General features: G+C 47.6%; 27 protein-coding genes. 26 read left to right on the top strand and 1 reads right to left on the bottom strand.

The features are described 5' to 3' along the window. Window positions 1-16: 16 nt before the first annotated feature. The 21 genes from BQ5383_RS07810 to BQ5383_RS07910 all read left to right on the top strand — a co-directional run bounded on the left by BQ5383_RS07810 (window position 17) and on the right by BQ5383_RS07910 (window position 16,122). Window positions 17-445: a helix-turn-helix domain-containing protein gene (locus tag BQ5383_RS07810; protein WP_005934745.1), complete on the top strand. Its 429-nt coding sequence runs from the start codon at window positions 17-19 to the stop codon at window positions 443-445. A gap of 140 nt (window positions 446-585) precedes the next feature. After that, window positions 586-1,050, top strand: coding sequence for an ImmA/IrrE family metallo-endopeptidase (locus tag BQ5383_RS07815; RefSeq protein ID WP_223385148.1), 465 nt, complete (start codon window positions 586-588; stop codon window positions 1,048-1,050). Between the two features lie 24 nt (window positions 1,051-1,074). Next, window positions 1,075-1,899 carry a hypothetical protein gene (locus BQ5383_RS07820; protein WP_071430911.1) on the top strand — a complete coding sequence of 275 codons (825 nt, stop codon included), beginning with the start codon at window positions 1,075-1,077 and terminating at the stop codon, window positions 1,897-1,899. A gap of 33 nt (window positions 1,900-1,932) precedes the next feature. Then, complete coding sequence (locus BQ5383_RS07825) at window positions 1,933-2,238, top strand: carboxylate--amine ligase (protein WP_071430913.1); 306 nt, start codon at window positions 1,933-1,935, stop codon at window positions 2,236-2,238. After that, a complete protein-coding gene (locus BQ5383_RS07830) occupies window positions 2,238-2,924 on the top strand; it encodes an AlkZ-related protein (RefSeq protein ID WP_071430916.1) in 687 nt (228 codons plus the stop codon). The genes BQ5383_RS07825 and BQ5383_RS07830 overlap by 1 nt, the downstream gene beginning before the upstream one ends. 6 nt (window positions 2,925-2,930) lie before the next feature. Next, window positions 2,931-3,410 carry a flavodoxin gene (locus tag BQ5383_RS07835; protein WP_071430918.1) on the top strand — a complete coding sequence of 160 codons (480 nt, stop codon included), beginning with the start codon at window positions 2,931-2,933 and terminating at the stop codon, window positions 3,408-3,410. 34 nt (window positions 3,411-3,444) lie between these two features. Continuing rightward, entirely contained in the window at window positions 3,445-3,864 is a 420-nt protein-coding gene (locus tag BQ5383_RS07840; RefSeq protein WP_007046147.1) for a nuclear transport factor 2 family protein, read from the top strand. A gap of 44 nt (window positions 3,865-3,908) precedes the next feature. Next, complete coding sequence (locus BQ5383_RS07845) at window positions 3,909-4,118, top strand: hypothetical protein (protein WP_007046146.1); 210 nt, start codon at window positions 3,909-3,911, stop codon at window positions 4,116-4,118. A 20-nt stretch (window positions 4,119-4,138) separates the two neighbouring features. Continuing rightward, window positions 4,139-4,660: an SRPBCC family protein gene (locus tag BQ5383_RS07850; RefSeq protein ID WP_071430920.1), complete on the top strand. Its 522-nt coding sequence runs from the start codon at window positions 4,139-4,141 to the stop codon at window positions 4,658-4,660. A 20-nt stretch (window positions 4,661-4,680) separates the two neighbouring features. Continuing rightward, entirely contained in the window at window positions 4,681-5,727 is a 1,047-nt protein-coding gene (locus tag BQ5383_RS07855) for an O-acetyl-ADP-ribose deacetylase (protein ID WP_071430922.1), read from the top strand. Window positions 5,728-5,747: 20 nt separating this feature from the next. Then, window positions 5,748-7,568, top strand: a complete 1,821-nt coding sequence (locus tag BQ5383_RS07860) for a DUF262 domain-containing protein (RefSeq protein ID WP_071430924.1) — start codon at window positions 5,748-5,750, stop codon at window positions 7,566-7,568. A gap of 24 nt (window positions 7,569-7,592) precedes the next feature. Beyond that, window positions 7,593-9,101 (top strand): Y-family DNA polymerase, encoded by a 1,509-nt coding sequence (locus tag BQ5383_RS07865; protein WP_071430926.1) that lies wholly within the window; start codon window positions 7,593-7,595, stop codon window positions 9,099-9,101. An 18-nt stretch (window positions 9,102-9,119) separates the two neighbouring features. Beyond that, window positions 9,120-9,836: an AAA family ATPase gene (locus BQ5383_RS07870; RefSeq protein WP_071430927.1), complete on the top strand. Its 717-nt coding sequence runs from the start codon at window positions 9,120-9,122 to the stop codon at window positions 9,834-9,836. A 20-nt stretch (window positions 9,837-9,856) separates the two neighbouring features. Continuing rightward, window positions 9,857-10,276 (top strand): YolD-like family protein, encoded by a 420-nt coding sequence (locus BQ5383_RS07875; protein WP_071430929.1) that lies wholly within the window; start codon window positions 9,857-9,859, stop codon window positions 10,274-10,276. Between the two features lie 102 nt (window positions 10,277-10,378). Then, window positions 10,379-11,035, top strand: a complete 657-nt coding sequence (locus BQ5383_RS07880) for a vWA domain-containing protein (RefSeq protein ID WP_071430931.1) — start codon at window positions 10,379-10,381, stop codon at window positions 11,033-11,035. After that, window positions 11,035-11,694 (top strand): SIMPL domain-containing protein, encoded by a 660-nt coding sequence (locus BQ5383_RS07885; protein ID WP_071430933.1) that lies wholly within the window; start codon window positions 11,035-11,037, stop codon window positions 11,692-11,694. The genes BQ5383_RS07880 and BQ5383_RS07885 overlap by 1 nt, the downstream gene beginning before the upstream one ends. Before the next feature lie 236 nt (window positions 11,695-11,930). Beyond that, entirely contained in the window at window positions 11,931-12,260 is a 330-nt protein-coding gene (locus BQ5383_RS07890; RefSeq protein WP_005934759.1) for a plasmid mobilization protein, read from the top strand. Further along, window positions 12,221-13,585: a relaxase/mobilization nuclease domain-containing protein gene (locus tag BQ5383_RS07895; RefSeq protein WP_071430935.1), complete on the top strand. Its 1,365-nt coding sequence runs from the start codon at window positions 12,221-12,223 to the stop codon at window positions 13,583-13,585. The genes BQ5383_RS07890 and BQ5383_RS07895 overlap by 40 nt, the downstream gene beginning before the upstream one ends. Before the next feature lie 149 nt (window positions 13,586-13,734). Then, window positions 13,735-13,974 (top strand): helix-turn-helix domain-containing protein, encoded by a 240-nt coding sequence (locus BQ5383_RS07900; RefSeq protein WP_008982943.1) that lies wholly within the window; start codon window positions 13,735-13,737, stop codon window positions 13,972-13,974. A 65-nt stretch (window positions 13,975-14,039) separates the two neighbouring features. Next, on the top strand, window positions 14,040-15,614 hold the full coding sequence (locus BQ5383_RS07905) for a type I restriction-modification system subunit M (RefSeq protein ID WP_071430937.1): 1,575 nt from the start codon (window positions 14,040-14,042) through the stop codon (window positions 15,612-15,614). Further along, on the top strand, window positions 15,598-16,122 hold the full coding sequence (locus BQ5383_RS07910; RefSeq protein WP_008982941.1) for a restriction endonuclease subunit S: 525 nt from the start codon (window positions 15,598-15,600) through the stop codon (window positions 16,120-16,122). Before BQ5383_RS07905 ends, BQ5383_RS07910 begins: the two co-directional genes overlap by 17 nt. Here the strand turns inward: BQ5383_RS07910 and BQ5383_RS20025 are convergent. Then, entirely contained in the window at window positions 16,111-16,806 is a 696-nt protein-coding gene (locus tag BQ5383_RS20025) for a restriction endonuclease subunit S (protein WP_083389892.1), read from the bottom strand. The two genes, BQ5383_RS07910 and BQ5383_RS20025, sit on opposite strands and share 12 nt — an antisense overlap. Before the next feature lie 4 nt (window positions 16,807-16,810). Here BQ5383_RS20025 and BQ5383_RS07925 point away from each other — a divergent pair, with 4 nt between their 5' ends. The 5 genes from BQ5383_RS07925 to BQ5383_RS07945 all read left to right on the top strand — a co-directional run bounded on the left by BQ5383_RS07925 (window position 16,811) and on the right by BQ5383_RS07945 (window position 23,350). Beyond that, a complete protein-coding gene (locus BQ5383_RS07925; protein ID WP_071430941.1) occupies window positions 16,811-17,080 on the top strand; it encodes a hypothetical protein in 270 nt (89 codons plus the stop codon). Window positions 17,081-17,171: 91 nt separating this feature from the next. Continuing rightward, window positions 17,172-18,155, top strand: a complete 984-nt coding sequence (gene xerA, locus BQ5383_RS07930) for a site-specific tyrosine recombinase/integron integrase (RefSeq protein WP_071430943.1) — start codon at window positions 17,172-17,174, stop codon at window positions 18,153-18,155. A 9-nt stretch (window positions 18,156-18,164) separates the two neighbouring features. Then, a complete protein-coding gene (locus tag BQ5383_RS21085) occupies window positions 18,165-19,334 on the top strand; it encodes a restriction endonuclease subunit S (protein ID WP_076944463.1) in 1,170 nt (389 codons plus the stop codon). Window positions 19,335-19,374: 40 nt separating this feature from the next. After that, entirely contained in the window at window positions 19,375-20,223 is an 849-nt protein-coding gene (locus BQ5383_RS07940) for an AbiU2 domain-containing protein (RefSeq protein WP_071430945.1), read from the top strand. Continuing rightward, on the top strand, window positions 20,210-23,350 hold the full coding sequence (locus BQ5383_RS07945; RefSeq protein WP_071430947.1) for a type I restriction endonuclease subunit R: 3,141 nt from the start codon (window positions 20,210-20,212) through the stop codon (window positions 23,348-23,350). The genes BQ5383_RS07940 and BQ5383_RS07945 overlap by 14 nt, the downstream gene beginning before the upstream one ends. The last annotated feature ends 10 nt before the right edge of the window (window positions 23,351-23,360 follow it).

The following is a 23,360-nucleotide window of genomic DNA, read 5'->3' on the forward strand; positions in this document are numbered from 1 at the left end:
AGGAGTGATTACCAAAATGACGTTTGGAGAGAAATTCAAGGCTGAACGGGAGAAGCGGAAGCTGACCCAGCAGGAAGTAGCCGATGCACTGGGGATCAACAGGCGTATGATTACCCGGTACGAGAACGGCATTTCCTTTCCTCGCACCAAGGACGCTTACAGAAAAATCGCGGAATACTTCAAGGTAGATGTGAACTATCTGCTGACCGAGGACGAAGAGTTTGTGGTTCAGGCATCCGAGCAGTACGGCTCCCGTGGCATGAAACAGGCAAAGGACCTGATTGAAGGGATGTCCGGCTTGTTTGCGGGCGGTACGCTGTCTGAGCAGGACAAGGATGCGGTGATGAAGGCGTTGCAGGATATATATTGGGAATCCAAAGCCCGGAATGTTGAGAAATACACGCCGAAGAAATACAAGAAGACCGGTACGGACGCAGAGGAATAACTGTCTGCGTCTCGGTTTCTTGACGGATTTACTTTGACTGTTTTCAACATGAAAGGGGTGAAGGTCCCGTGATAATTCGCTCCGAGGAAATATACAAAAAGGCGAACAGCATTGTCAAAAGCTGTGGAACAAGAGATACCTTGAAGATTGCCCGTGAGCTGGGCATTCATCTCCATTTCCTTGACAATCTGAACGATCTGCTCGGAATGTACACCTACCGCCATAAAGAGCGGCATATTCTTCTGAACTCCAACATGGAGTATCTGATCATGCAAATGGTTTGCGGTCACGAGATCGGGCATGATACCTTTCATCGCGATCTTGCCAAAGGGAACGAACCGCTCCCGGAGTTCGTGCTGTTCGATATGCGCACAAAACACGAATATGAGGCGAATGCGTTTGCCTCTCACCTGATCATTGACGATGATGAGCTGATTGACCTGATGAAGCAGGACTACGATGTGGTGCAGCTTTCTGCTGCAATGGGAACAAACATCAACCTGATGCTGATCAAGCTCAACGAGCTGAACCGCATGGGCTGGCAGCTCAACTTGCCGTATGTACCGCACTCTGACTTCCTGAAAAATGTCAGACCGGAGGGGTGAATGAGGATGAAGGATAGTAATTAGATGAACAACGACGACTATAAAGAAGCCCTTTTCTATGCCGCTTCCATCTTTAACGAACGCTTGGGGGCAGAGTTCAGTGAGGACAACCTTGTACTGCGCTGCTTTCAGACGGAAAACCAGCAGGAAGTCTTTGAGCAGTTCTGCAAGCAGTATTTCCCTGACCGGCTGGAAGACCGATATACAGAGGACGGCTATTTTGACTTTCACGCCTCTGCATTCGTCGGCACAGGAGACGGCGCGGACGGAATCCTTCTGCGCACAGACATAGCGCGTCATCCGGCAGAGTTGAAGCACATTCTTCTGCATGAGCTGGCGCATATCTTCTGCACCCGCAACGAGATTGACGGAGATAATTTCTTTGAGCGATACTGCATGGACGATACCATCAGCCGCGAAGAGGACGGAACCATTAACGCCGGTTATGCGGTCTGGCGGGAACTCGCTGCGGAGCTGATCGCATTTGAGCTGGATGACAACTGCGATGTAGTTCCGCTTCGACGCAAGAAAGACCTACTCAGCTATTACGAAGGAGAACTCCTGACCGGCAACGGAAAAATGGGCGTCAGCATGATTCTCTGTGAGGCAATGACCAGTGCTGAGGGCGAAGCGTCTATGACATGGGACGCTGCCAAAAGCAAGTTTACGCGGTTCAAGCCCTTTGATGATCCACTGTACAGGGACTTGCTGGAACTGGTTTTTACACACGTTAGAGAATACTTTATCGTGATTGACCGCGACTTTATCTATGAAATTGGAGTTTTGTATCTGAGCATTGCCGCACAAGCGATGATTGCGTCCCTAAAGAACAGATTTCAGGAAGAATAGGCAGACCGAAAGAGAGAAAGGACGGGTAACGATATGAAATACAAGCTGTTTCGCTCCCCCGGTGATCTGGACAAGGCAGTTCGGAAGCACGAACTGGTTGCCGTGGAGACCGGCAAGAACATTGATGATGTGGTAGACGCGCTTATCCGTGCCGTTCGGGATGATCTTGCGGAAATGCCGGAATATGCGCACTGTGAAACCGCTGCGTATGCACCGGAGCCGGTTCAGGAGCATCGCCGCGTGAGACGTTATCAGTATGAAATGATGGGTATTGTTTACCCGCAGTATGCGGAGAAAAATATCCTGATTGATTATGGCGTGATTGAAGAGGCAGAGTAATGTCAGAGCGAGATGTCGGACAACTGCATAGTGCCGATGACTTGATTGCCGCTGTTGAGCAATACGGCTTTCTGCCCTTCTTTCGGAATGAGATTCACGGCTTCTCCATCGAGGAACTTTGCCCACCTGAGTTGTGGTTTGCGGATGATGTGGACGGTCCGTGGGAATGGAAGGGTCCGGCTGCGCGGAGCGGCAAATGTCTCTACGGCAAACTTTTCAACAAGAAGGCTGGCTTTGTGAGCCGGGAGTGGATACCGGACTTCGCAAACTTCCGGCGTGACGGCTATGACTTTGACGCCCGTTGGGATGACGGCTTGGCGTCCTACAAGGACAAGGAGCTTTATGAATCCATAGCCGGTGAAGGCAGGATGCTTTCCAAACGGCTGAAAGAGGCTCTGAACTACCGCAAGGGCGGCAACACCGGTTTTGAGACGTGCATCACGCGGCTGCAAATGCAGAGCTATGTCTGCATTGCGGATTTCGTCTATATGCAGGACAGATACGGAAGACCTTATGGCTGGGGTGTCGCAGAGTATGCGACGCCGGAAGAACTTTTCGGGTATGACCTTATCACATCTGCATATCAGCGAGACCCGCAGGAATCCAAAGAGCGCATGATGCAGCATCTTTCCTCCATCCTGCCGGGTGCGTCTGTACAGCAGCTTACGAAGATATTGAAAGGATAAAACACCATGAGTAAGAAACTTGTAGCATATTTTTCTGCGTCCGGCGTGACCGCGAAGGTAGCTGAGACGCTGGCAGAGGCAATCGGCGCGGACATCTTTGAGATTGAGCCGAAGGTGCCTTACACGGAAGCCGATCTGAACTGGATGGACAAGAACGCCCGCAGCACGATTGAGATGAACGATCCTGCTTCCCGTCCTGAGATTGCCGTAAAGCGGGACAACATGAAGGACTACGATACAATCTTTGTGGGCTTCCCGATCTGGTGGTACGTTGCGCCGACGATTATCAATACATTTCTTGAGAGCTATGACCTGACCGGCAAGACGGTCATCCCGTTTGCGACCTCCGGAGGAAGCGACATTGGCAAGACGAACGAACGCCTTGCGCCGAGCTGCAAAGGCGCAAAGCTGATGGACGGCAAGGTTTTCAAGGGCTGCGTCGGGCATCAGGAGCTTGCGGCGTGGGTTGAAGGACTTGGACTTTAAGGGGCAGACAAATCGGAAGTTGTGGAGGTGCTTTATGAACGAGAGAGAAAGAATTATCCGATTATGGTTTGATATGTGGATTAAGAAAGCAGATTTAGGAATTGACAATATTTTTACAGATGATGTTGTATATACTGAGAGTTGGAGTCCTAAATATGAAAACCGCAAAACGGTAAAGCACTGGTTTGACGAATGGAATACACGCGGAAGTGTTCTTGTCTGGGAGATTAAGCAATTTTTTCATCAAGGCAATCAAACAATCGTGGAGTGGTATTTTAAAAACAAAATGAATAATGGAAATGTTGAAGAATTTGACGGAATATCTTTAATTGTATGGACACAGGATAACAAAATAAAATCATTAAAAGAGTTTGGTTGCAATCTTCATAATTACAATCCATATCGAGATAGTGATATTCCCGTATTTCGAGAAGAAAAAGCAAATTGGTTTTGAGAGGACTATAAATTCCAGTTTAACGAACAGGAGATGATGAACGCATGAAAATCCTACATGAACTTTCTTGGCTATGGGAAACGCTGGGCATTGCGCTTGTTGCTGCGGCTGTCTGCATGGCTTGCACTGCTCTGATTGGCAAGGCAGCAAAGAAGAAACTCAGCAAAAAGTTGTTGGCGGTCATAGGGGCTGCGGCATTTGTGGGCGCGATTCTGGCGGTCATTCTGATCGCCCGGACACCGATGCCGCTTTGACAGAATAGGAGAAACTGACAATGATTGTTCTTACAGAGCAGATAGAGATTCCGGCTTCCTATGAAAAATTAAAGGCATGGACTGCTAACTTTGAGGAAGAGTTTGTGAAATGGAGTCCCTACCACATCGAATGTAATCTCTATAACGGGAACTATCATGCGGGAAGCAAGGTCCGCTTCCGCGAGATTGTTATGGGGCTGGACTACGATGTGACAGGCACGATTACGGAATGCGAACAGGATGAGAACCACTTCCGCATTGTATTCCGGAGCGACAAGAAAACAGCGTTCATCATCTTTGAAGGAAAAAGAACTGAAACAGGATGCCATTTCTCTCACACCGAGGCTTTCGGCATGACCACGCCGGTAATTGGGGCGATCATGAACTTTCTGATCTTCAAGGTGTTTTTCAGGAAAAAGGCAAACTGGCAGCTTATCCGGGATGATATGATTCTGGATAACAGGTATTTATATGACATTCTGACCGAGGGAAAATACCCGGAAAGAATCCCGATGGACAAGCTGCTGACCGGCGCGAAGTAACCGAATGGGAGGGCTTGATCATGCCGCTTCAAATCGTCAGAAATGACATCACAAAAATGAAGGTGGACGCCATCGTCAATGCTGCCAACGAGTCGCTGCTGGGTGGCGGCGGTGTGGACGGCTGCATTCATCGCGCTGCAGGACCGAAGCTGCTGGCGGAATGTGAAACGCTCCACGGCTGCAAAACCGGGAGCGCAAAAATCACGAAGGGCTACAAGCTGCCCTGCAAATATGTCATTCACGCAGTCGGTCCGCGCTGGTATGACGGGCGGCACGGTGAGTGCGAACTGCTGATCTCCTGCTATCGGACATCGCTCATGCTGGCGAAGAAATACGAATGCGAGTCGGTTGCGTTCCCGCTGATTTCCTCCGGCATTTTCGGCTATCCGAAGGATCAGGCTCTCAAAGTGGCGATTGACACCATCAGCAGTTTCCTTCTTGAAAACGAAATGACGGTGTACATCGTCATTTTCGACCGCAAAGCCTATCAGATCAGCGGCAAGCTGTTTGCCGACATTGCAGCGTACATAGACGACCGCTATGTGGATGAGCATACCGATCCTCGTTCTGAGCGGCTGCGCAGAATGAGTGCCTTCCGGATGGAAGAGCCGATGCCTTGCGAGTCATCCGTCTGCGATGAAGATGCAATCGAACAGCTCATCCCTCCTGTCTCTGTGGCGGCTGCTCCTAAAAAGGCGGCAACTCTCGACGATGCACTGGAACAGATCGATGAGAGCTTTTCCGAGATGCTGCTGCGGAAGATTGACGAACGCGGCATGACGGACGCGCAGTGCTACAAGAAGGCAAATATTGACCGGAAACTCTTCTCGAAGATCCGCTCGGACAAGTCCTACAAGCCTTCCAAGCCCACCGTCATTGCATTTGCCATCGCTCTTGAGCTGCCACTTTCCGAAATGAAGGATATGCTCATGAAGGCGGGCTTCGCGCTCTCACACTCCAACAAGTTTGACATCATCGTGGAGTATTTCGTGGAGCATGGGAACTATAACGTCTTTGAGATCAACGAGGCTCTGTTTGCTTTTGACCAGAGTTTGCTCGGAGCATAATACGCAAGGAGGATAACACAGTGATCAAATCTGTTCATGATTATCAAATAGACGATGTATTCAAGAAGGACGCTGGCTTCTGCTACATGATTCCGAAATATCAGCGTGAATACACATGGGGACAATACCAATGGAAAGACCTTTACGATGACATTTGCGAAAACGACAATGGGTATTTTATCGGCTCGATTATTTGCATTGATAACTCTTCCGATGCTTTCCAAACAAAGGAGCTTGAGGTTGTCGATGGACAGCAGCGTTTAACGACGCTCTGTCTCCTTCTGACTGCAATATACAATCGGCTCAAGATACATAAGGATGAGCTGGATGAGGATGATGAGGACGAGCTTCCTGCTCTTAGAAAGTCCATTATTTGCAAAGGCGCATCAAACGGGCTTATTCTTTGTCCTCAAATTCAAAACCACAATCAGGCTGACTTCAATGTCGTAATGTACGAGAATGGTCTGCTCAAAAGTGCGAAGCGCGAAAAGAATTGGGGCAATCGTAAAATCGCGAAGTGCTATAAATACTTCCTACAAAGATTAGATCAGGATATTGAAGAGTCCGGTGATGCAGTCAAGACCCTGCTTGAAATCAAGAGCAAGGTATCGAAAGCGGTACTCGTCAAGATAGAGGTTGGAAGTCACGCGGAGGCTTACACCCTTTTTGAGTCCCTGAATAACAGAGGTACGCCATTGACAGCTATTGACCTCATGAAAAACCTTATTTTGGCGAGAGCCGAGCGTTCGGGTATGACTTGTGATGACTGCTTTGAGGATTGGCAGACACTCCTCGGTTATTTGACGGATGACTACTCTACACAAGAGCGTTTCTTCCGGCAGTATTACAATGCGTTCAAAAATCGCTTAAACGAGCCGTTCAGAACGGATGGGCAGCGCAAGAAAGATCCTCTCGGCTATATTGCCACCCGTTCCAATTTGTTGTCCATTTTTGAGGAACTGATAAGCAGAGATTTGTCCGACTTTATGAGCGACATTTTGGTATGCGGTGAGATTTACTCTCGGCTTATCCTCAGCACCGACGATAAAACGAAATATACCAACAGCCTGACCGACCTGAGTCGTATTCAGGGCGCACCTTCTTATCTGCTGCTGATGTATTTGTTCAAAAATCAAGCCACGCTTGAAGTTGCTGACGCTGATATTCTGGAAACAATCAAGTTGCTGACTCGCTTCTTTGTCCGAAGAAATATCACAGATACTCCTAATACACGAGATTTGAATAAGATCTTCATGCAGATTATTTCCGATGTTGAGGAAGGAAAACTCACCGGAACTGCAATCTATCAGCATATCTACGACGAACTTGTCCGTTGGTCTGCCACCGATGAGTTGTTTGAAGAAAAACTCAAGGGAGACATTTACGAAGAGAATGCTGGCGTTGCAAGATTCGTTCTCTGCGCTATTGCTCAGAAACACATGACCAACGAAACTTGGACTGACCTCTGGGAGCAGAATGATTATGGTGGAAAAAAGGTTTTCAAATGGACTATTGAACACATATTCCCCGAAGGAAAGAATATTCCCGACAAATGGGTAGATATGATTGCCGCTGGAGATCGTAATTTGGCTAATGAGTATCTTGAACAGTATGTCCACAAGATCGGCAACCTGACTGTTACCGGATATAACAGCACTTTAAGCAATCTCTCTTTCGTAGAAAAGAGGGATCGTCTCAATGCTCAGAAGCTCTATGTGGGGTATAAAAACGGGCTTGAAATCAATAAGGAGCTTGCAGAAAAGGACGCATGGACGGTGCAGGATATTATTGATCGTACCAATGAGCTTGTAGAAATGCTGCTCGATATGTATAAGCTCTAAGGATGAAAGGAGGATCGCCGGAGCATGAAGCAAAGAACTTATATCGCAATCGACCTCAAGAGCTTCTATGCTTCGGTTGAGTGCCGGGAGCGCGGCTTAGATCCTCTGGACACAAACCTCGTTGTCGCGGATGAGAGCCGGACGGATAAGACTATCTGCCTTGCCGTTACTCCCTCCCTCAAAAGCTACGGTATCTCCGGACGCGGACGGCTGTTTGAGGTCAAGCAGCGTGTGAAGGAAGCAAATGCCGGACGGCAGCACGACGCGCCGAGACACAGGCTGGACGGCACATCACACTTCTTCTCTGAGCTACAAGCAGATCCGTCTTTGGCGATTGACTTCATCATCGCACCGCCCCGGATGGCGTATTACATGGAGTACAGCACCCGCATCTATCAGGTCTACCTCAAGTACATTGCGCCGGAGGACATCGTTGTCTACTCCATCGACGAGGTGTTCATGGATGTGACGGACTACCTGAATACCTACAAGCTCTCCGCCCATGATCTTGCCATGAAGATCATCCTCGATGTGCTTGAGACAACCGGCATTACGGCAACCGCAGGAATCGGCACGAACCTCTTTCTCTGCAAGGTGGCAATGGACATTGTGGCGAAACACATCCCCGCCGACAAAAACGGCGTCCGAATAGCCGAACTGGATGAAATGAAGTTCCGGCGTGAGCTTTGGGCGCACCAGCCTCTCACGGATTTCTGGCGCGTGGGTCGAGGTATTGCCAAGAAACTTGAGCAGAATGGGATGTTCACCATGGGTGATGTTGCCCTCTGTTCAGAGCGGAACGAGGACTTGCTTTATAAGCTGTTCGGAAAGAATACGGAACTACTCATTGATCATGCGTGGGGCTGGGAGCCTACGACCATTGAGGCAATCAAGGCATACCGTCCCAGCTCCAACAGCCTCAGCTCCGGTCAGGTTTTGCACTGCCCCTATGAGGCAGATAAAGCGAAGCTCGTCATCCGCGAGATGACGGACTTGCTCGTTCTGGATTTGGTGGACAAGGGGCTTGTCACCGACCAGATGGTTCTCACAGTTGGCTACGACATTGAGAACCTGACCGATCCGGCACGACGGGCAAAGTATCACGGCGCGATTGAGAAAGACCCCTACGGACGGGAGATTCCCAAACAGGCGCACGGGTCCATCAACCTCGACAGTCACACATCCTCTACGCGCAAAATAATGTGTGCTGTGGCAGAACTCTTCGACCGGATCGTGGACAAGAATCTGCTTGTCCGCCGTATGTATGTTGTGGCAAATCATGTCCTGCCGGAAGCGGACGCACCGAAGAAAAATGACGGTGCTGTCCAGCTTGACCTCTTCACTGACTATGCCGCCGAAGAGGAAAAGCGGAAAGCCGAAGATGCCGCCTTGGAACGTGAACGAAAAATTCAGAAGGCGGCTCTCGCCATCAAGAAGAAGTACGGAAAGAACGCCATCCTCAAGGCGATGAATCTTGAAGAAGGCGCAACGGCAAAGGATCGGAATGCACAGATCGGCGGGCATAAGGCGTAACGCGAAAGGATTAGAGCGATGAATTACTTGACCGGAATAAGACTCAATGGGTTTCCAGAACAATCATCATATCTTGCTAACTTGCCAGTAGTCAAATACCTACAATCACTTGAAGAATTGGCTTTTGAAAAACCGGTAACTTTTTTCGTTGGTGAAAATGGGACGGGTAAATCGACATTACTTGAGGCGATTGCGGTTGCATTGGGCTTTAATCCAGAGGGAGGGTCCAGAGATTTCTCCTTCTCAACAAAGTCATCACATTCTGTTCTCCATCAGTATCTAACCACCATCAAATCCGGTTATCCCAAAGACGGATTCTTTTTAAGAGCAGAAAGCTTTTATAACACGGCAACATATTTAGATGAGCATAGCACTCTCCTTCGTTACGGTGGAGTTTCTTTTCACGCTCAGTCCCACGGAGAGTCTTTTTTGTCCCTTGTAACAAACCGTTTTGAAGGAAACGGACTTTATATTTTGGACGAACCCGAAGCAGCTCTTTCTCCGCAAAGATTGATGTCGTTGATGATTGCGATTGATGAGCTTGTCGAAGAAAACTCTCAGTTTGTCATTGCCACACATTCTCCTATACTCATGACATATCCCAAGGCTGAGATTCTCGAAATGACCGACACTGGGATACACAAAGTCAAATATTCAGAGACAGAACATTATAAAATCACAAAACAGTTTTTGGATGACCCTGAACGAATGCTGAGATACTTATTCCGCGATTAAGGGAAAGGTCTGGATGTGAAATGGAAAAATACAGAGAAATAATCGACCTCCCTCACCACGTCTCCAAGACGCGACCACAGATGCCAATGTCAGATCGGGCGGCGCAGTTCGCCCCCTTTGCTGCCCTCACCGGCTACGATGCTGCAATCAAAGAAACCGGGCGTCTGACCGATGAAAGGATTGAGCTTGACGAGGAAGCACTGACTGCATTGGACATGAAGTATCAGCTTCTCATGGATGCCCTCGATGACAAACCGGAAGTCACCATTACTTACTTCCAGCCTGATGAGCGGAAGGCTGGCGGCAAATATGTATCAGCAGTCGGTACGGTCAAAAAAGTCGATGATTTTGAGCGGCGGATCACTATGCAGGACGGCTCGAAGATTCCGATGGATGACGTTCTAATCATTGACGGAGAGATATTCTCGTCCTTAGAATAATGTCGCTTGCCATGCGACCAAACGAAGTGAATACCGAAGTACAATATGACTGTAAGGTGAGACGCCAAGCAGTCATATTTTTTATATACGGAGGTACTGAACATGAGAAAGAACTTGACGGAGATCGTATTCATCCTTGATCGCAGCGGCTCTATGAGCGGGCTGGAAGCAGACACCATCGGAGGCTTCAACTCCATGATTGAAAAGCAAAAAAAGGAGAATGGCGAGGCATTGATCTCTACCGTCCTCTTTGACAACGTGAGCGAGGTTATTCATGACCGTGTACCGGTTCAAAAGGTCGAGCCGATGACCGACAATGACTATTCCGTTCGCGGCTGCACCGCGCTTCTGGATGCTATCGGCGGAGCGATTCATCACATTGGAAATGTCCACAAGTACGCAAGAAATGAAGATGTCCCTGAACATACTCTGTTCGTCATCACAACGGACGGCATGGAGAATGCAAGCCGCCGTTATGACAGCGAGAAGGTCAAGAAAATGATTGAGCGTCAGAAGGAAAAGTATGGCTGGGAGTTTTTGTTCCTCGGTGCAAACATCGACGCAGTTGAGACGGCAAGGCATTTCGGAATTGGTGCAGACCGAGCGGTCAACTACCACTCTGACCATGAGGGAACGCAGCTCAACTATGAAGTTCTGAGCGAAGCGGTTTCTGCTGTCCGATGCAGCGTACCACTGGGTACGAATTGGAAAAAGCGTATTGATGAGGACTTCAATTCCAGAAAGGACGGGAGAAAGTAATGAGAACAATCACCGTAAAAGGGACAGGAAATGTCTCCGCAAGACCGGATTACATCATCCTATCTCTGAACATTGAAGCAAATTCAAAAAACTATGACCTTGCAATGTCGGAAGCTGCCGAGAGAATCGAAAAACTGCAAGGTGTCGCTGTCCGCGTTGGGTATCGTAAGGAAGACCTGAAAACCACGAGCTTTGATGTCCAGACAAGGTACGAGAATGTCAAGGATCGGCAAGGTAATTACAAGCGAGAGTTTGCCGGATATGCTTGCAGCTATCGCTTGAAACTTGCCTTTGACTTTGACAGCAAGCAGCTTGCAAAGGTCATTTCTGCGATTGCGGATTGTGGGGCGCAACCAGAACTCAGCATTGCGTTCACCGTGAAAAACCCGGCAAGAGTCAGCGAAGAGCTGCTGATCAATGCGACGGAGAACGCCAGAGCAAAGGCGGAGATTCTTTGCAAAGCATCAGGCAGTACGCTTGTGCAGTTGCTCAACATCGACTACAACTGGGGCGAACTCAATGTGTATTCCAGAACGAGCTATGAGGTCGAAGACTGCATTCAGCCTCTCATGGCGATGAGCAAGTGCGCCGCACCTGAGATTGAGCCAGATGATATTGATGTGACAGACACAGTGGCTTTTACATGGGAAATCCAATGATTTTTTGACTTTTTTGAAATCCGGTACTCAACAAACGCTCTTATTGTGTCCGTTGTAAAGTGAAGGGACATTTCACGGAGTAATCTTCGTAGAATACGATTTTGGGAGATTAGCAAGCAAATCCGGTGAGTACCCACCGGAGAAAAATCAGTTAAGGAGACCCTGCCCTTAACATCAGATTTTTGCTTGTTGGGATAGTCCCAAACCCTTCTAATCTTTACGACGGAGGGCGCAGCATGGTACGAAGAACACGAGACATTCAGAAGAAGATTTGGCTGACACCACAGGAAGAACGGACGATTGCAAAGAAGATGGAAATGATCGGCACGGAGAACTTCGGTGCGTATGCAAGAAAGATGCTGATCGACGGTTACATCATCGTTGTAGACTACACGGAGCAGAAAAAGCTCGCCGCCGAAATCAACAAGATCGGCGTGAACATCAATACCGTCTGCCGCAGAATCAACTCGACGGGGCGATTCTATCAGGATGATATTGACGAGCTGAAAGAAAAGATGGATGCAGTATGGCAGTTACTAAAATCAAAGCAATCCGAGGAACTTTGAGCAAGGCAATCGCGTACATTCTGAATCCCGAAAAGACCGACGAGAAGCTGCTGGTCTCGTCCTACGGCTGTGCCAGCGAGACCGCAGCGCGGGAATTTGAGTGGACGCGGAAAATAGCCGAGCAAAAAGGGATGAATCCGGTCAGGATCATAGCCCGTCATGTGATCCAGTCCTTTGAAATCGGAGAGGTCACGCCGGAGCTTGCCCACGAGATCGGCAAGCAGTTCGCGGATGAAATCCTCGGTGGAAAATACGAGTATGTGCTGACCACGCACATTGACAAGGACCATGTTCATAACCATCTGATTTTCAATGCGGTTGACTTTGTGGACTACCACGCCTACAAGAGCTACAAGCGGATTTACTATGATATGCGTGAGGTCAGCGACCGGCTCTGTAAGGAAAACGGTCTCTCTGTTATCCCTCCCTCTCAGAACAAAGGCATGAGCTACAAGGAGTACACCGAAGCCAAACGCGGCACGAGCTGGAAGCAAAAACTCAAGCAGACCATCGACCGGCTTGTCATCACAGCGAAGGACTACGATGATTTTCTGCGGCTCATGCAGGAAGCCGGTTATGAAATCAAACCCGGCAAATACATCTCCTTCCGCGCTGAAGGTCAGGAGCGGTTTACCCGTTCTAAGACCATCGGAGAGAACTACACCGAGGAACGCATCAAGGAGCGGATTGCCGGACGGACGCCCCGAAAAAGTCAGAGACAGACCACGCCGAAGGGCATCTCTCTCATCGGAGATATTCAGGAGCGGATCAGGCTCATCGACAGCAAGGGTTACGAGCATAAAGCAAAGCTCACTATCCTCAAGGAAGCGGCACGGACACTCAACTATCTCACGGAAAACAACTTGCTCCAATACGCCGATCTTGAGAAGAAGGTCGAGGATGTTCACATCTCCTATGACCGTACCGGCAAGGAACTGAAAGCCGTTGAAGCACGTCTGCGGGAAGTCCAGCCGCTTATCAAAAACATCTCCAACTACCAGCGGCTCAAGCCTGTATATGACGCCTTCCAGAAGGCGAAAGACAAGCCGAGCTTCAAGACAAAGCACGAAGCCGAACTTGTGATCTTTGAGGCGACGCGGAGTACGCTGCTTGCCATGCAGGGCGATGAAAAACTGCCGAGCTTGAAGACACTGCAAGCGGAACAGCAGCGACTTCTTGAAGAGCAACAGCGGCTCTATGATGAACGTGCGAAGCTCAAAAAAGAAGAAAAGAAAATAGAGACGATCAAGTCTAATGTTGATACGTTTCTCGCTCCTTCTGCTGACCATGACCGTGATCATCTGCGCAGCACACAGCGCGAATAGTCCTTTCAAAAGCAGGGCATCTCCTGTTGACCGGAGATGCCCTGCTTCCTTGAGAGAAGGTTCGAGAAGTTGAAACTTTTTCTTTAATTTCTGCATCAACGGATTGCTTTTGAGAATGAAATCCAGTATAATATTATAAGCGATGTTGAATGCAAGCAAGCGAAAGGATGGTTGCCGTGCGCATAAGCTATAAGAAACTATGGATGCTTCTTCTGGAACGCGACATAAAGAGGGCTTCTCTACGACATGAGGTGGGGCTGTCTGCCGGAACATGGACAAAACTGAATAAGGGGGAAGAAGTGTCCCTCTCTATTTTGCTGCGCATTTGTGATTACTTGAACTGTGACATCGGAGATATATGTGAGGCTGTGCGAACGGACAAGAACTGAGTCCGGTTTTTCGTACAGCTCTTTTTGTAGAATAGGTTAGATAAATACACAGGGAGGATTTTGATATGGCACGAGCCGCATCGGCACCGAAGAAGGAGATTTCTATGGAGGAAGCTCTGTGGAAGTCCGCAGATAAACTCCGTGGTTCTGTCGAGCCAGCAGAATATAAACACGTCGTTCTCAGTCTCTTCTTTTTGAAGTTTGCCAGCGATAAGTTTGAGGCACAAAGGAAAGCTATTTCTGAAAAATACGGTGAGAAGTTTGTTGACAATGTTGCCTTCTATACGAAGGACAATGTATTCTTCCTGCCTGAGATCAGCCGTTGGTCTTTCATCATGGAGAATGCGAAACAGGATGACATTGCGCTGAAAATCGACACCGCCCTCTATACGATTGAGAAAGCGAATCCTGCACTGAAAGGCGCACTGCCGGACAACTACTACTCACGTCTTCACATCGACACAGCAAAGCTGGCATCACTGCTGGACGAGATTGATAAGATCAACACCGGCGATAAAGAGAATGACATTATCGGGCGGGTCTACGAATACTTCCTGAGCAAGTTTGCTCTTGCGGAAGGCAAGGGCAAGGGCGAGTTCTATACGCCGAAGTGTATTGTCAATTTGATTGCAGAAATGATTGAACCGTATGATGGCATTCTGTACGACCCTTGCTGCGGTTCTGGCGGTATGTTCGTACAGTCAATGAAGTTCGTGGAGGCACATCACGGCAACAAGAAGAAGGTCTCTATCTATGGTCAGGAATATACAAACACGACGTACAAGCTGTGCAAAATGAATCTGGCTATTCGCGGTATCTCTGCAAACCTCGGAGAAATGGCAGCGAACACATTCACCAATGACCAGCACAAGGACCTCAAGGCAGATTACATTATGGCAAACCCGCCATTTAATCAGAAAGAATGGCGTGGTGATAATGAGCTGATTGATGATCCGCGCTGGGACGGCTATGAAGTTCCGCCCACGAGTAACGCAAACTATGGCTGGATTCTGAACATTGTTTCAAAGCTCTCTCAGAACGGTGTTGCCGGTTTCCTGCTTGCAAACGGCGCACTATCTGACGATGGTACAGAGTTAAAAATCCGCCGTCAGCTCATCGAGAACAATCTCGTCGAAGCAATCATCATTCTTCCCCGAAACCTCTTCTACACCACGGACATCAGCGTTACGCTTTGGATTCTGAACAAGAATAAAAAGGCTCGTGTGGTTGAAGAAAACGGTGAAGTAAAACGCTTCCGTAACCGTGAGCGCGAGATCCTTTTCATGGACTTGCGGCAAATGGGAAGCCCTTATGAAAAGAAGTATATTGAACTGACAGAAGAAGACCGTGCAAAAGTCACGGGCGTCTATCACGCATGGCAGCAGGAAGGCTATGAAGAAACTTATCAGAATGTGCCTGAATTTTGTTACAGCGCATCCTTCGATGAGGTTGCTGAAAAGGGCTTTACCCTTGTTCCGAGCCGTTACATTGAGTTTGTAAACCGCGATGAGAACATCGACTTTGATACGAAAATGAAGACGCTGCAAAGTGAGCTTCGTGAGCTGCTTGTTGCAGAAGAGAAGTCGAAGGCTGACCTGTTGACTGTGTTTAAGGAGTTGGGCTATGAAATCGAATTATGAACCTCTTGGTAAACACATTCGGCTTGTTGATTATCGAAACTCCGAGGAAGTCACCAGCACTGTTCTTGGCATAAGCATCGACAAAGAGTTTATGCCTTCCGTCGCAAATGTAATTGGCACAGATTTGAGTCGGTATAAACTGATCAGCAAGGGGCTATTTGCCTGTAACCCAATGCACGTTGGACGCGATGAACGTCTTCCGATTGCGCTCTATGAGAAAGACAACGCCGCAATAGTTTCTCCGGCGTATTTCATGTTTGAGATTATTGACCGCGATGTCTTAAATGAAGAGTATTTGATGATGTGGTTTCGTAGACCGGAGTTTGACCGTGAATGCTGGTTCATGACGGATGGCAGTGTTCGAGGCGGAATTACATGGGATGATCTTTGCCGCATAAAGCTCCCTGTCCCCTCCTATGCGAGACAATGTGAGATCGTCGAGTCCTACCGTGCAATTACCAATCGCATTGCTTTGAAGAGAGCGGAAAATGATAATTTAGCGGCTTAGGGACAGTTGAATATATTCGCGGGCATCGTTGAGTTTACGGATTTCCTCAAGATTGGTTGCAATAATCTCAATCAAGCCATCCGCCATTTTGCAGAATTGCGTCACAATGTCCTTCTGCGGGAAAACAATCCTAATACTATTTAGAATGCTTGTGTTTATTGATGGCATGGTTGCACCTACTGCGGAAGCAGTGACAAGCTGACGGATTACAGGTTGGTTGAACCACCACAAAAAGTAACTGCCGGTATTAGGATCGTATGGTCTAACACGAAGACACCGCCCTGAAAATAACCAACCATCTTCGTGTTGTGAAACCATAACTGCTCGATCCACGGAACCAACGCGACTAAAAACAATATCTCCGGTGTGATGATCATATTTCCGTAGACGTTCAACATCATTTTGCGAGACAAGCGGAAGGTTCCTGTGGGCGATGTATTTCCCATCCATGTGTTCGACCGTAATAATTGGTGTACCTGATTCTACATAGTCTTCGTTGTGAAGCTGGCTACCAAATGGTCCCGTTTGAACAGATGCAAAGTCACCAACCGTCGCGTCTGTCCAACCTTGAGGGACTTTGTTTTGCTTAATAATTGTCTCCGGGAGATTAACTCCGGCATCATGAAATGCCTTATCAAAAGCCGCTTGGATAGTCGCTTCTAAATTATCATTTACAGGAGGAATTGCTGTGAGCGATTTATGGAATCAAGTTAAAATGCAGTTCAAGGATTTTCCTGCTGAAATACGAGACCGTATTCAAGCAGAGCAGCAGGAAGTAATAGAGGAAGCAGTTCTCAGCGAACGAATCTGTTCTATCGAAAAAGCGACACTGGCTTTGCTCGAAGCCAGTGTCCCAAGAGATCAGATTGTCGCATTACTACAAAAGCATTGGGATTTACGGCGAAGCGAGGCAAATAAATTCATCGAAGAAGCCGAGAATACCAGCTCCTGCTCTTGAAAAATAACTCTCTCACCAGTGGCGAGAGTTTTTACCACAAGGAACTGCCACTGATTGTCGTTCTCTGAGAATAATCAAAGGAGATACGACAATGAAAGAACAACTGATTCAAGAAGTGCAGCGTCAGATGCTTCCGTATCTGAACAACGCACAGTTAAAACAGCTTCAAGGCGTCCTTGAGGGGGTACTGAGTGGTGTAGAGCTAAGTCACAGCGCGGGCATGGTAGAAAGCGCAAAGGTCGATACGGTTGCCTGTTTCATCAACGCAAAACGCATTGAAGGCTGCTCAGAAAAAACCTTGAGCTATTACCGTCAGACCATTATGTCAATGCTATCCGGCATTGACAAAGAACCACAAGAGATCGCAACTGAGGACTTGCGAAAGTACCTAACAGAGTATCAGGCAAACCGTAAGTCAAGCAAGGTCACGATAGATAACATCCGCCGCATCCTATCCAGCTACTTTTCGTGGCTTGAAGATGAGGATTACATCGTAAAAAGCCCGGTACGCCGGATCCACAAGGTAAAAACGGCAAAAGTGATCAAGGAAACCTATACCGACGAGGCATTGGAAATCATGCGGGACAACTGCTGCAATGTCCGCGATCTCGCTATGATTGACCTTCTCGCATCCTCCGGAATTCGTGTTGGTGAGATGGTTGCCCTTAACCGCGATGACATCAACTTCAATGAGCGAGAGTGCGTTGTTTTCGGAAAAGGGAGCAAAGAACGGATCGTCTATTTCGATGCAAGGACGAAAATCCATCTGCAAAACTATCTGGAAAGCCGTACAGACGCCTGTTCAGCTTTGTTTGTCTCGCTGACCGCGCCGCATGACCGTTTGCAGATCGGCGGCGTAGAAAGACGGCTTCGAGAACTGGGGAAAAGGCTGAATCTGCCTCGTGTCCATCCACATAAGTTCCGAAGAACATTGGCAACATCAGCCATAGATAAAGGAATGCCCATAGAGCAAGTCCAGCAGCTCTTAGGGCATCAGAAAATCGACACGACCATGCACTATGCTATGGTCAAACAGCAAAACGTCAAGCTGGCACACAGAAAATACATAGGGTGAGGTGTCACAATGAAAGAAGGATATAGGCTGCTTGGAGACTTCATTCGCCAAGTCGATGTCAGGAACACAGACGGAAAAGAGGAAAACCTTTTAGGTGTTTCCGTCCAAAAGATGTTCATTCCCTCTATTGCAAACACGGTTGGTACCGACTTTACGAAATACAAGGGAGTCAAACGGGGGCAGTTTACCTACATTCCAGATACTTCTCGGCGTGGAGACAAAATTGGTATTGCTCTTCTAACGGATTATGATGAGGGGCTTGTCAGCAATATCTATACCGTTTTTGAAGTGAAAGATGAAAACGAGCTACTGCCCGAATACCTAATGCTCTGGTTCAGCAGACCGGAGTTTGATCGTTACGCACGTTTTAAGTCTCACGGTAGCGTCCGGGAAATAATGGACTGGGATGAAATGTGCAAGGTAAAGCTACCTGTCCCCTCTATCGAGAAGCAACGCAGCATTGTAAAGGCATACAATACGATCACGGATCGGATTGAACTCAAGCGGAAGATAAATGATAATTTAGAAGCAACTGCACAAGCAGTATTCCAAGATCAATTTTCTTCTTACTATGGGTGTGACAAGCTTCCCGAAGGTTATAGCATTGTCAGTTTGGATAGCCTCTGTACAGTCAAAGGTGGCAAACGCCTTCCTGCCGACTGTGAATTACTTGATGATCCAACAGAACACCCTTATATTCGTGTTCGTGATGTTGGCGGAAGTCGCTATGTCTGTCTCACAGACCAATTCCAATATATTGATGAAGAAACGCATCAAGCCATCTCACGATATATAGTAAACACCGGAGATATTGTCATTTCGATTGTTGGTACAATCGGATTGCTCGGCAAGATTCATTCCTCTCTTGACAAAGCAAACCTTACTGAAAACTGCGTTAAACTCGCAGGTATTCATACGGTTACTTCCGACTATCTCTATTACACACTTTGCTATAAAAAGCAAATTAAGGAGATTGACCTTCTGACAGTCGGTGCGGTTCAAGCAAAGTTGCCTATGTACAACATCCAATCTATGAAAATCCTTGTCCCTCCGACCAAGGTGATCAGTGATTTTCAGAAGAAAATGAACGCTTTGGACGAGCAAATTGAAGCAAATACAATGGAAATCCAGAAACTTAATGAGCTTCGATCCGTTCTCCTTGCAAAACTGTCCGATTAAGCCGCTAAATTATCATTTACCTACGAAGGGAGGGATGAAAATGGACAAGGATACGCTGATCAGAATTGCCGAAGAGCTTCATCAAGGAGCTTTTGACGCAAATGCCTATTACCTCATATTGCAGCAGTATCGCAAAAACCAGCGCGAATATGCGGAAGAAATGAAGATGTCACCAGCGTTCTATCAAACGATCCACGGAGCTTTAATGAAAGCCTGTTTTATGGAGATCGCCAAACTGTATGATAGCTCAAATGGCGTCGTGTCCATTGGCACCCTCCTTGCCAAATGCGCGAAAAACCAAGACCTATTTCCGACGTACAGAGAAACAATGACCGTAGAGCATGATGGGACAGCATTTTCCTATCAAATTCCGTATCAGCATCAGCTCAAGCCAGAGGAAGAGCGTTTCTTCAAGGATCAGGTTGAGAGCGACAGAAAGCTCTTTGCAATGTTTGATATTCCTGATGCCGCAAATGCTCCGGTTCGGGTGGATTTGACATTTCCAGAGTTCTTAGCTCTGTATCAGAAACGCTTCAATGCGTTAAGCAAAAAGAGAGAGAATATCCGAATGCAACGGAACAAGCTCTATGCCCACAACGATGAACAGCGCATATTGAGCAAAGAGAACCCGACAGACCGTCATCCTATTTTCTATCCGGATGTGCAGGAAATGATAGCCTTTGCGCTCGATTGCACGGGACTAATACTCGGCGTTCTCACTGACGTAACCCGTGCAACGCAATACTCGAATATTGATGACTGGGAAGGAACACTCATGCTGGCACGTCTGGGTTTGAAGTATCAGGAGTACGACTTCCAGCAAAGTGAAAAAGCCTTTGAAGCAGAAATGCAGCGGCAGTTAGGGGGAAATGATAATGGCGAACTTTAATGAGCATTCTCTTGAAATGTCCATCATGGATTTGTTTCAGGATGAAGGGTATATCTATTTGAATGGTGAGCAGATCCACCGCGAACGCTCTGAGGTTCTGCTTATCGACGATCTGCGGAAATACCTCCTAAACAGATATGCCGCAGAAGGGCTTACCCCAAGTGAAATTGATAGCATCATCCTTCGCCTGAGGTCTATTTCCGGCACGATCTACGAAGCAAACAAAGCTGTCTGTAAAATGATTTGTGACGGCTTCATCTTCAACCGTGAAGATCACACAAAGAAAGACCTTTATATTGAGCTGATTGACTTTGATGAGCCAGAGAAAAATGTGTTCAAGATTATCAATCAATTTGAAATTGAAGGCATCAACAACCAGTTACGCATACCGGACGGGATTGTATTCATCAATGGCATTCCTGTTGTTGTGCTTGAGTTCAAGAGCGCGGTCAAAGAGAATACAACGATCATGGACGCCTATACTCAGCTCACCGTGCGTTATCGCCGTGATATTCCCGAACTCTTCAAGTATAACGCCTTCATCGTAATAAGCGATGGCGCAAATAATAAATACGGTTCCTTCTTCTCCCCGTATGACTTCTTCTATGCGTGGAGAAAGATTGAAGCTGACGATAAGGAATTAGACGGCATCAATTCCCTTGTAACTATGGTGAGCGGACTGTTCCGGAAAGAACGGCTTTTGGCAGTCATCAAGGATTTTGTCTATTTCCCTGATAGCTCGGACAAGGACCTCAAAATCGTCTGCCGCTATCCTCAGTATTTTGCTGCGGTCAAGCTGTTTGAGAATATCAAGGCACATCTCAGACCGGAGGGGGACGGCAAGGGCGGCACATACTTCGGCGCGACAGGCTGCGGAAAAAGCTATACTATGCTCTTCCTCACAAGAATGCTTATGAAGAGTACCTTCTTCCATAGCCCTACAATCCTGATTATTACCGACCGAACGGATTTGGATGACCAGCTCTCAAAGCAGTTTGTAGCATCTAAGAAGTACATTGGTGACGAAACCGTTGTGAGCATTGATTCCCGCGAAAAGCTGCGTCAGGAACTTCAAGGCAGGACAAGCGGCGGGGTGTACATGACCACCATCCAAAAGTTCACCGAGGACTTGGAGCTTCTGACGGATAGAGCGAATGTGATCTGCATATCCGATGAAGCACACCGTAGTCAGATAAACCTCGATCAGAAAGTCAAGGTCACTGCCGAAGGTGTAGAGCGAAGCTATGGATTCGCAAAGTACCTACACGATTCTCTCCCCAATGCTACCTATGTCGGTTTCACCGGCACGCCCGTAGATGGCACGATTGAAGTCTTCGGTCCGGTTGTCGATGCCTACACAATGACAGAGGCGGTCAAAGACGGTATCACAGTCAACCTTGTCTACGACGGACGCGCTGCACGGGTCACGCTTGATCAGGCAAAGGTTCGGGAAATTGAAGATTATTATGATCGCTGTGCTGTTGAAGGCGCAAATGAGCATCAGATTGAGGAAAGCCAGAAGGCGGTTGCTCATATTGATGCGATCATCGGTGATCCTGACCGACTTCACGCAGTTGCGGAGGACTTCATTAACCACTATGAGACCCGCGTTGCCGAAGGAGCTACCGTTGCAGGAAAAGCAATGTTTGTCTGCTCTAATCGCAAGATTGCATACGCTTTTTATCAGATTATAGTTGGAATGAGACCGGAATGGGCAGAGAAAAAGGTTTGCCCTGACGGGGTTCAACTGACGGAAAAAGAGAAAAAGGAACTCAAACCCATCGAGAAGATCAAGCTCATCATGACGCGAAATAAAGATGATGAGCCTGAGCTATATGAAATGCTGGGAACGAAAGAGGATCGCAAGGAATTTGACCGTCAGTTTAAGAACGTTAAATCAAACTTCAAAATTGCCATCGTTGTTGATATGTGGCTTACCGGCTTCGACGTACCGGCACTCGACACAATCTACATCGACAAGCCCATCCAGCAGCACAGCCTTATCCAGACGATTTCCCGCGTCAACCGCGTCTATACCGGCAAGGACAAGGGCTTGATCGTGGACTACATCGGCATTAAGAAAAACATGAATCTCGCCCTCAAGAAATACACCAACTTTGAGAGCGATGAGTTTGAAGGCGTCGAGCAGTCTATCACGATTGTTAAAGACCAGCTCGATGTCTTGGCTCAGATGTTCCACAACTTCAATAGCACGGATTACTTCAACGGCTCACCGAAAGAGCAGCTTGCTTGCCTCAATCGGGCTGTTGAGTATGTACAGCTCACGGAAGATTTGGAAACTCGCTTTATGGCGGCAGTCAAACGCATGAAACAAGCGTTCAACCTATGCAGTTCAAGTGAGGCTATCTCTGATAAAGAAAAGGACTATCTGCACTTCTACTGTGCTGTGCGCTCTATTCTTTTCAAACTCACAAAGGGTGATGCCCCTGACATTTCACAAATGAATGCCCGTGTCCGTGAACTTCTTGAAGGTGCAATTCAATCTGATGGTATAGAGGAACTGTTTGAGACGGGAAAGCACATCTCTGTTGATATTTTCAGTGACGAGTATCTGGATAAGATCAATGCAATCCAACTTCCAAACACAAAGATAAAGGTGTTGCAGAGGCTTCTTTCTCAAGCGATTGATGAGTATAAAAAGGTCAACCGCATTATGGGCATGGAGTTCTCAGACCGCCTCAAGCGGGTTGTTGATGAGTACAACAATCGCCGTCGTGATGAGGCTTTTGCTAATGAAGTTCTTGACGATGTGGCGGAGCAGCTTGCGAAGCTCCTTGAAGAACTCAAAAAGGAAAAAGACTCCTTCAAGGGCATGGGAATTGACTACGAGGAAAAAGCCTTTTATGACATTCTCAAGGCGGTTGCCAAGAAGTATGAGTTCGAGTACCCGGACGATAAGATGATTGAATTGTCAAAGCGGATTAAGATTATTGTCGATGACAAAGCTAAATACACCGACTGGTCTACCCGTGATGACATTAAGGCAAATCTGCAAGTTGACCTCATACTGCTACTGGATGAATTTGACTATCCCCCCGTAACCATTGATGATGTCTACAAGGAGGTTCTGGAACAAGCTGAAAACTTCAAAAAGTACGCTCAATAACCCGCGTTCC

This window comes from Angelakisella massiliensis (assembly GCF_900104675.1).
GTDB lineage: Bacteria > Bacillota > Clostridia > Oscillospirales > Ruminococcaceae > Angelakisella > Angelakisella massiliensis.

Excerpts from the sequence above, each read along its gene's own strand:
- BQ5383_RS07810 (WP_005934745.1), top strand. The coding sequence starts at position 17 with ATGACGTTTGGAGAGAAATTCAAGGCTGAACGGGAGAAGCGGAAGCTG.
- BQ5383_RS07820 (WP_071430911.1), top strand. The coding sequence starts at position 1,075 with ATGAACAACGACGACTATAAAGAAGCCCTTTTCTATGCCGCTTCCATC.
- BQ5383_RS07825 (WP_071430913.1), top strand. The coding sequence starts at position 1,933 with ATGAAATACAAGCTGTTTCGCTCCCCCGGTGATCTGGACAAGGCAGTT.
- BQ5383_RS07830 (WP_071430916.1), top strand. The coding sequence starts at position 2,238 with ATGTCAGAGCGAGATGTCGGACAACTGCATAGTGCCGATGACTTGATT.
- BQ5383_RS07835 (WP_071430918.1), top strand. The coding sequence starts at position 2,931 with ATGAGTAAGAAACTTGTAGCATATTTTTCTGCGTCCGGCGTGACCGCG.
- BQ5383_RS07840 (WP_007046147.1), top strand. The coding sequence starts at position 3,445 with ATGAACGAGAGAGAAAGAATTATCCGATTATGGTTTGATATGTGGATT.
- BQ5383_RS07845 (WP_007046146.1), top strand. The coding sequence starts at position 3,909 with ATGAAAATCCTACATGAACTTTCTTGGCTATGGGAAACGCTGGGCATT.
- BQ5383_RS07850 (WP_071430920.1), top strand. The coding sequence starts at position 4,139 with ATGATTGTTCTTACAGAGCAGATAGAGATTCCGGCTTCCTATGAAAAA.
- BQ5383_RS07855 (WP_071430922.1), top strand. The coding sequence starts at position 4,681 with ATGCCGCTTCAAATCGTCAGAAATGACATCACAAAAATGAAGGTGGAC.
- BQ5383_RS07865 (WP_071430926.1), top strand. The coding sequence starts at position 7,593 with ATGAAGCAAAGAACTTATATCGCAATCGACCTCAAGAGCTTCTATGCT.
- BQ5383_RS07870 (WP_071430927.1), top strand. The coding sequence starts at position 9,120 with ATGAATTACTTGACCGGAATAAGACTCAATGGGTTTCCAGAACAATCA.
- BQ5383_RS07875 (WP_071430929.1), top strand. The coding sequence starts at position 9,857 with ATGGAAAAATACAGAGAAATAATCGACCTCCCTCACCACGTCTCCAAG.
- BQ5383_RS07880 (WP_071430931.1), top strand. The coding sequence starts at position 10,379 with ATGAGAAAGAACTTGACGGAGATCGTATTCATCCTTGATCGCAGCGGC.
- BQ5383_RS07885 (WP_071430933.1), top strand. The coding sequence starts at position 11,035 with ATGAGAACAATCACCGTAAAAGGGACAGGAAATGTCTCCGCAAGACCG.
- BQ5383_RS07890 (WP_005934759.1), top strand. The coding sequence starts at position 11,931 with ATGGTACGAAGAACACGAGACATTCAGAAGAAGATTTGGCTGACACCA.
- BQ5383_RS07895 (WP_071430935.1), top strand. The coding sequence starts at position 12,221 with ATGGCAGTTACTAAAATCAAAGCAATCCGAGGAACTTTGAGCAAGGCA.
- BQ5383_RS07900 (WP_008982943.1), top strand. The coding sequence starts at position 13,735 with ATGCAAGCAAGCGAAAGGATGGTTGCCGTGCGCATAAGCTATAAGAAA.
- BQ5383_RS07905 (WP_071430937.1), top strand. The coding sequence starts at position 14,040 with ATGGCACGAGCCGCATCGGCACCGAAGAAGGAGATTTCTATGGAGGAA.
- BQ5383_RS07910 (WP_008982941.1), top strand. The coding sequence starts at position 15,598 with ATGAAATCGAATTATGAACCTCTTGGTAAACACATTCGGCTTGTTGAT.
- xerA (WP_071430943.1), top strand. The coding sequence starts at position 17,172 with ATGAAAGAACAACTGATTCAAGAAGTGCAGCGTCAGATGCTTCCGTAT.
- BQ5383_RS21085 (WP_076944463.1), top strand. The coding sequence starts at position 18,165 with ATGAAAGAAGGATATAGGCTGCTTGGAGACTTCATTCGCCAAGTCGAT.
- BQ5383_RS07940 (WP_071430945.1), top strand. The coding sequence starts at position 19,375 with ATGGACAAGGATACGCTGATCAGAATTGCCGAAGAGCTTCATCAAGGA.
- BQ5383_RS07945 (WP_071430947.1), top strand. The coding sequence starts at position 20,210 with ATGGCGAACTTTAATGAGCATTCTCTTGAAATGTCCATCATGGATTTG.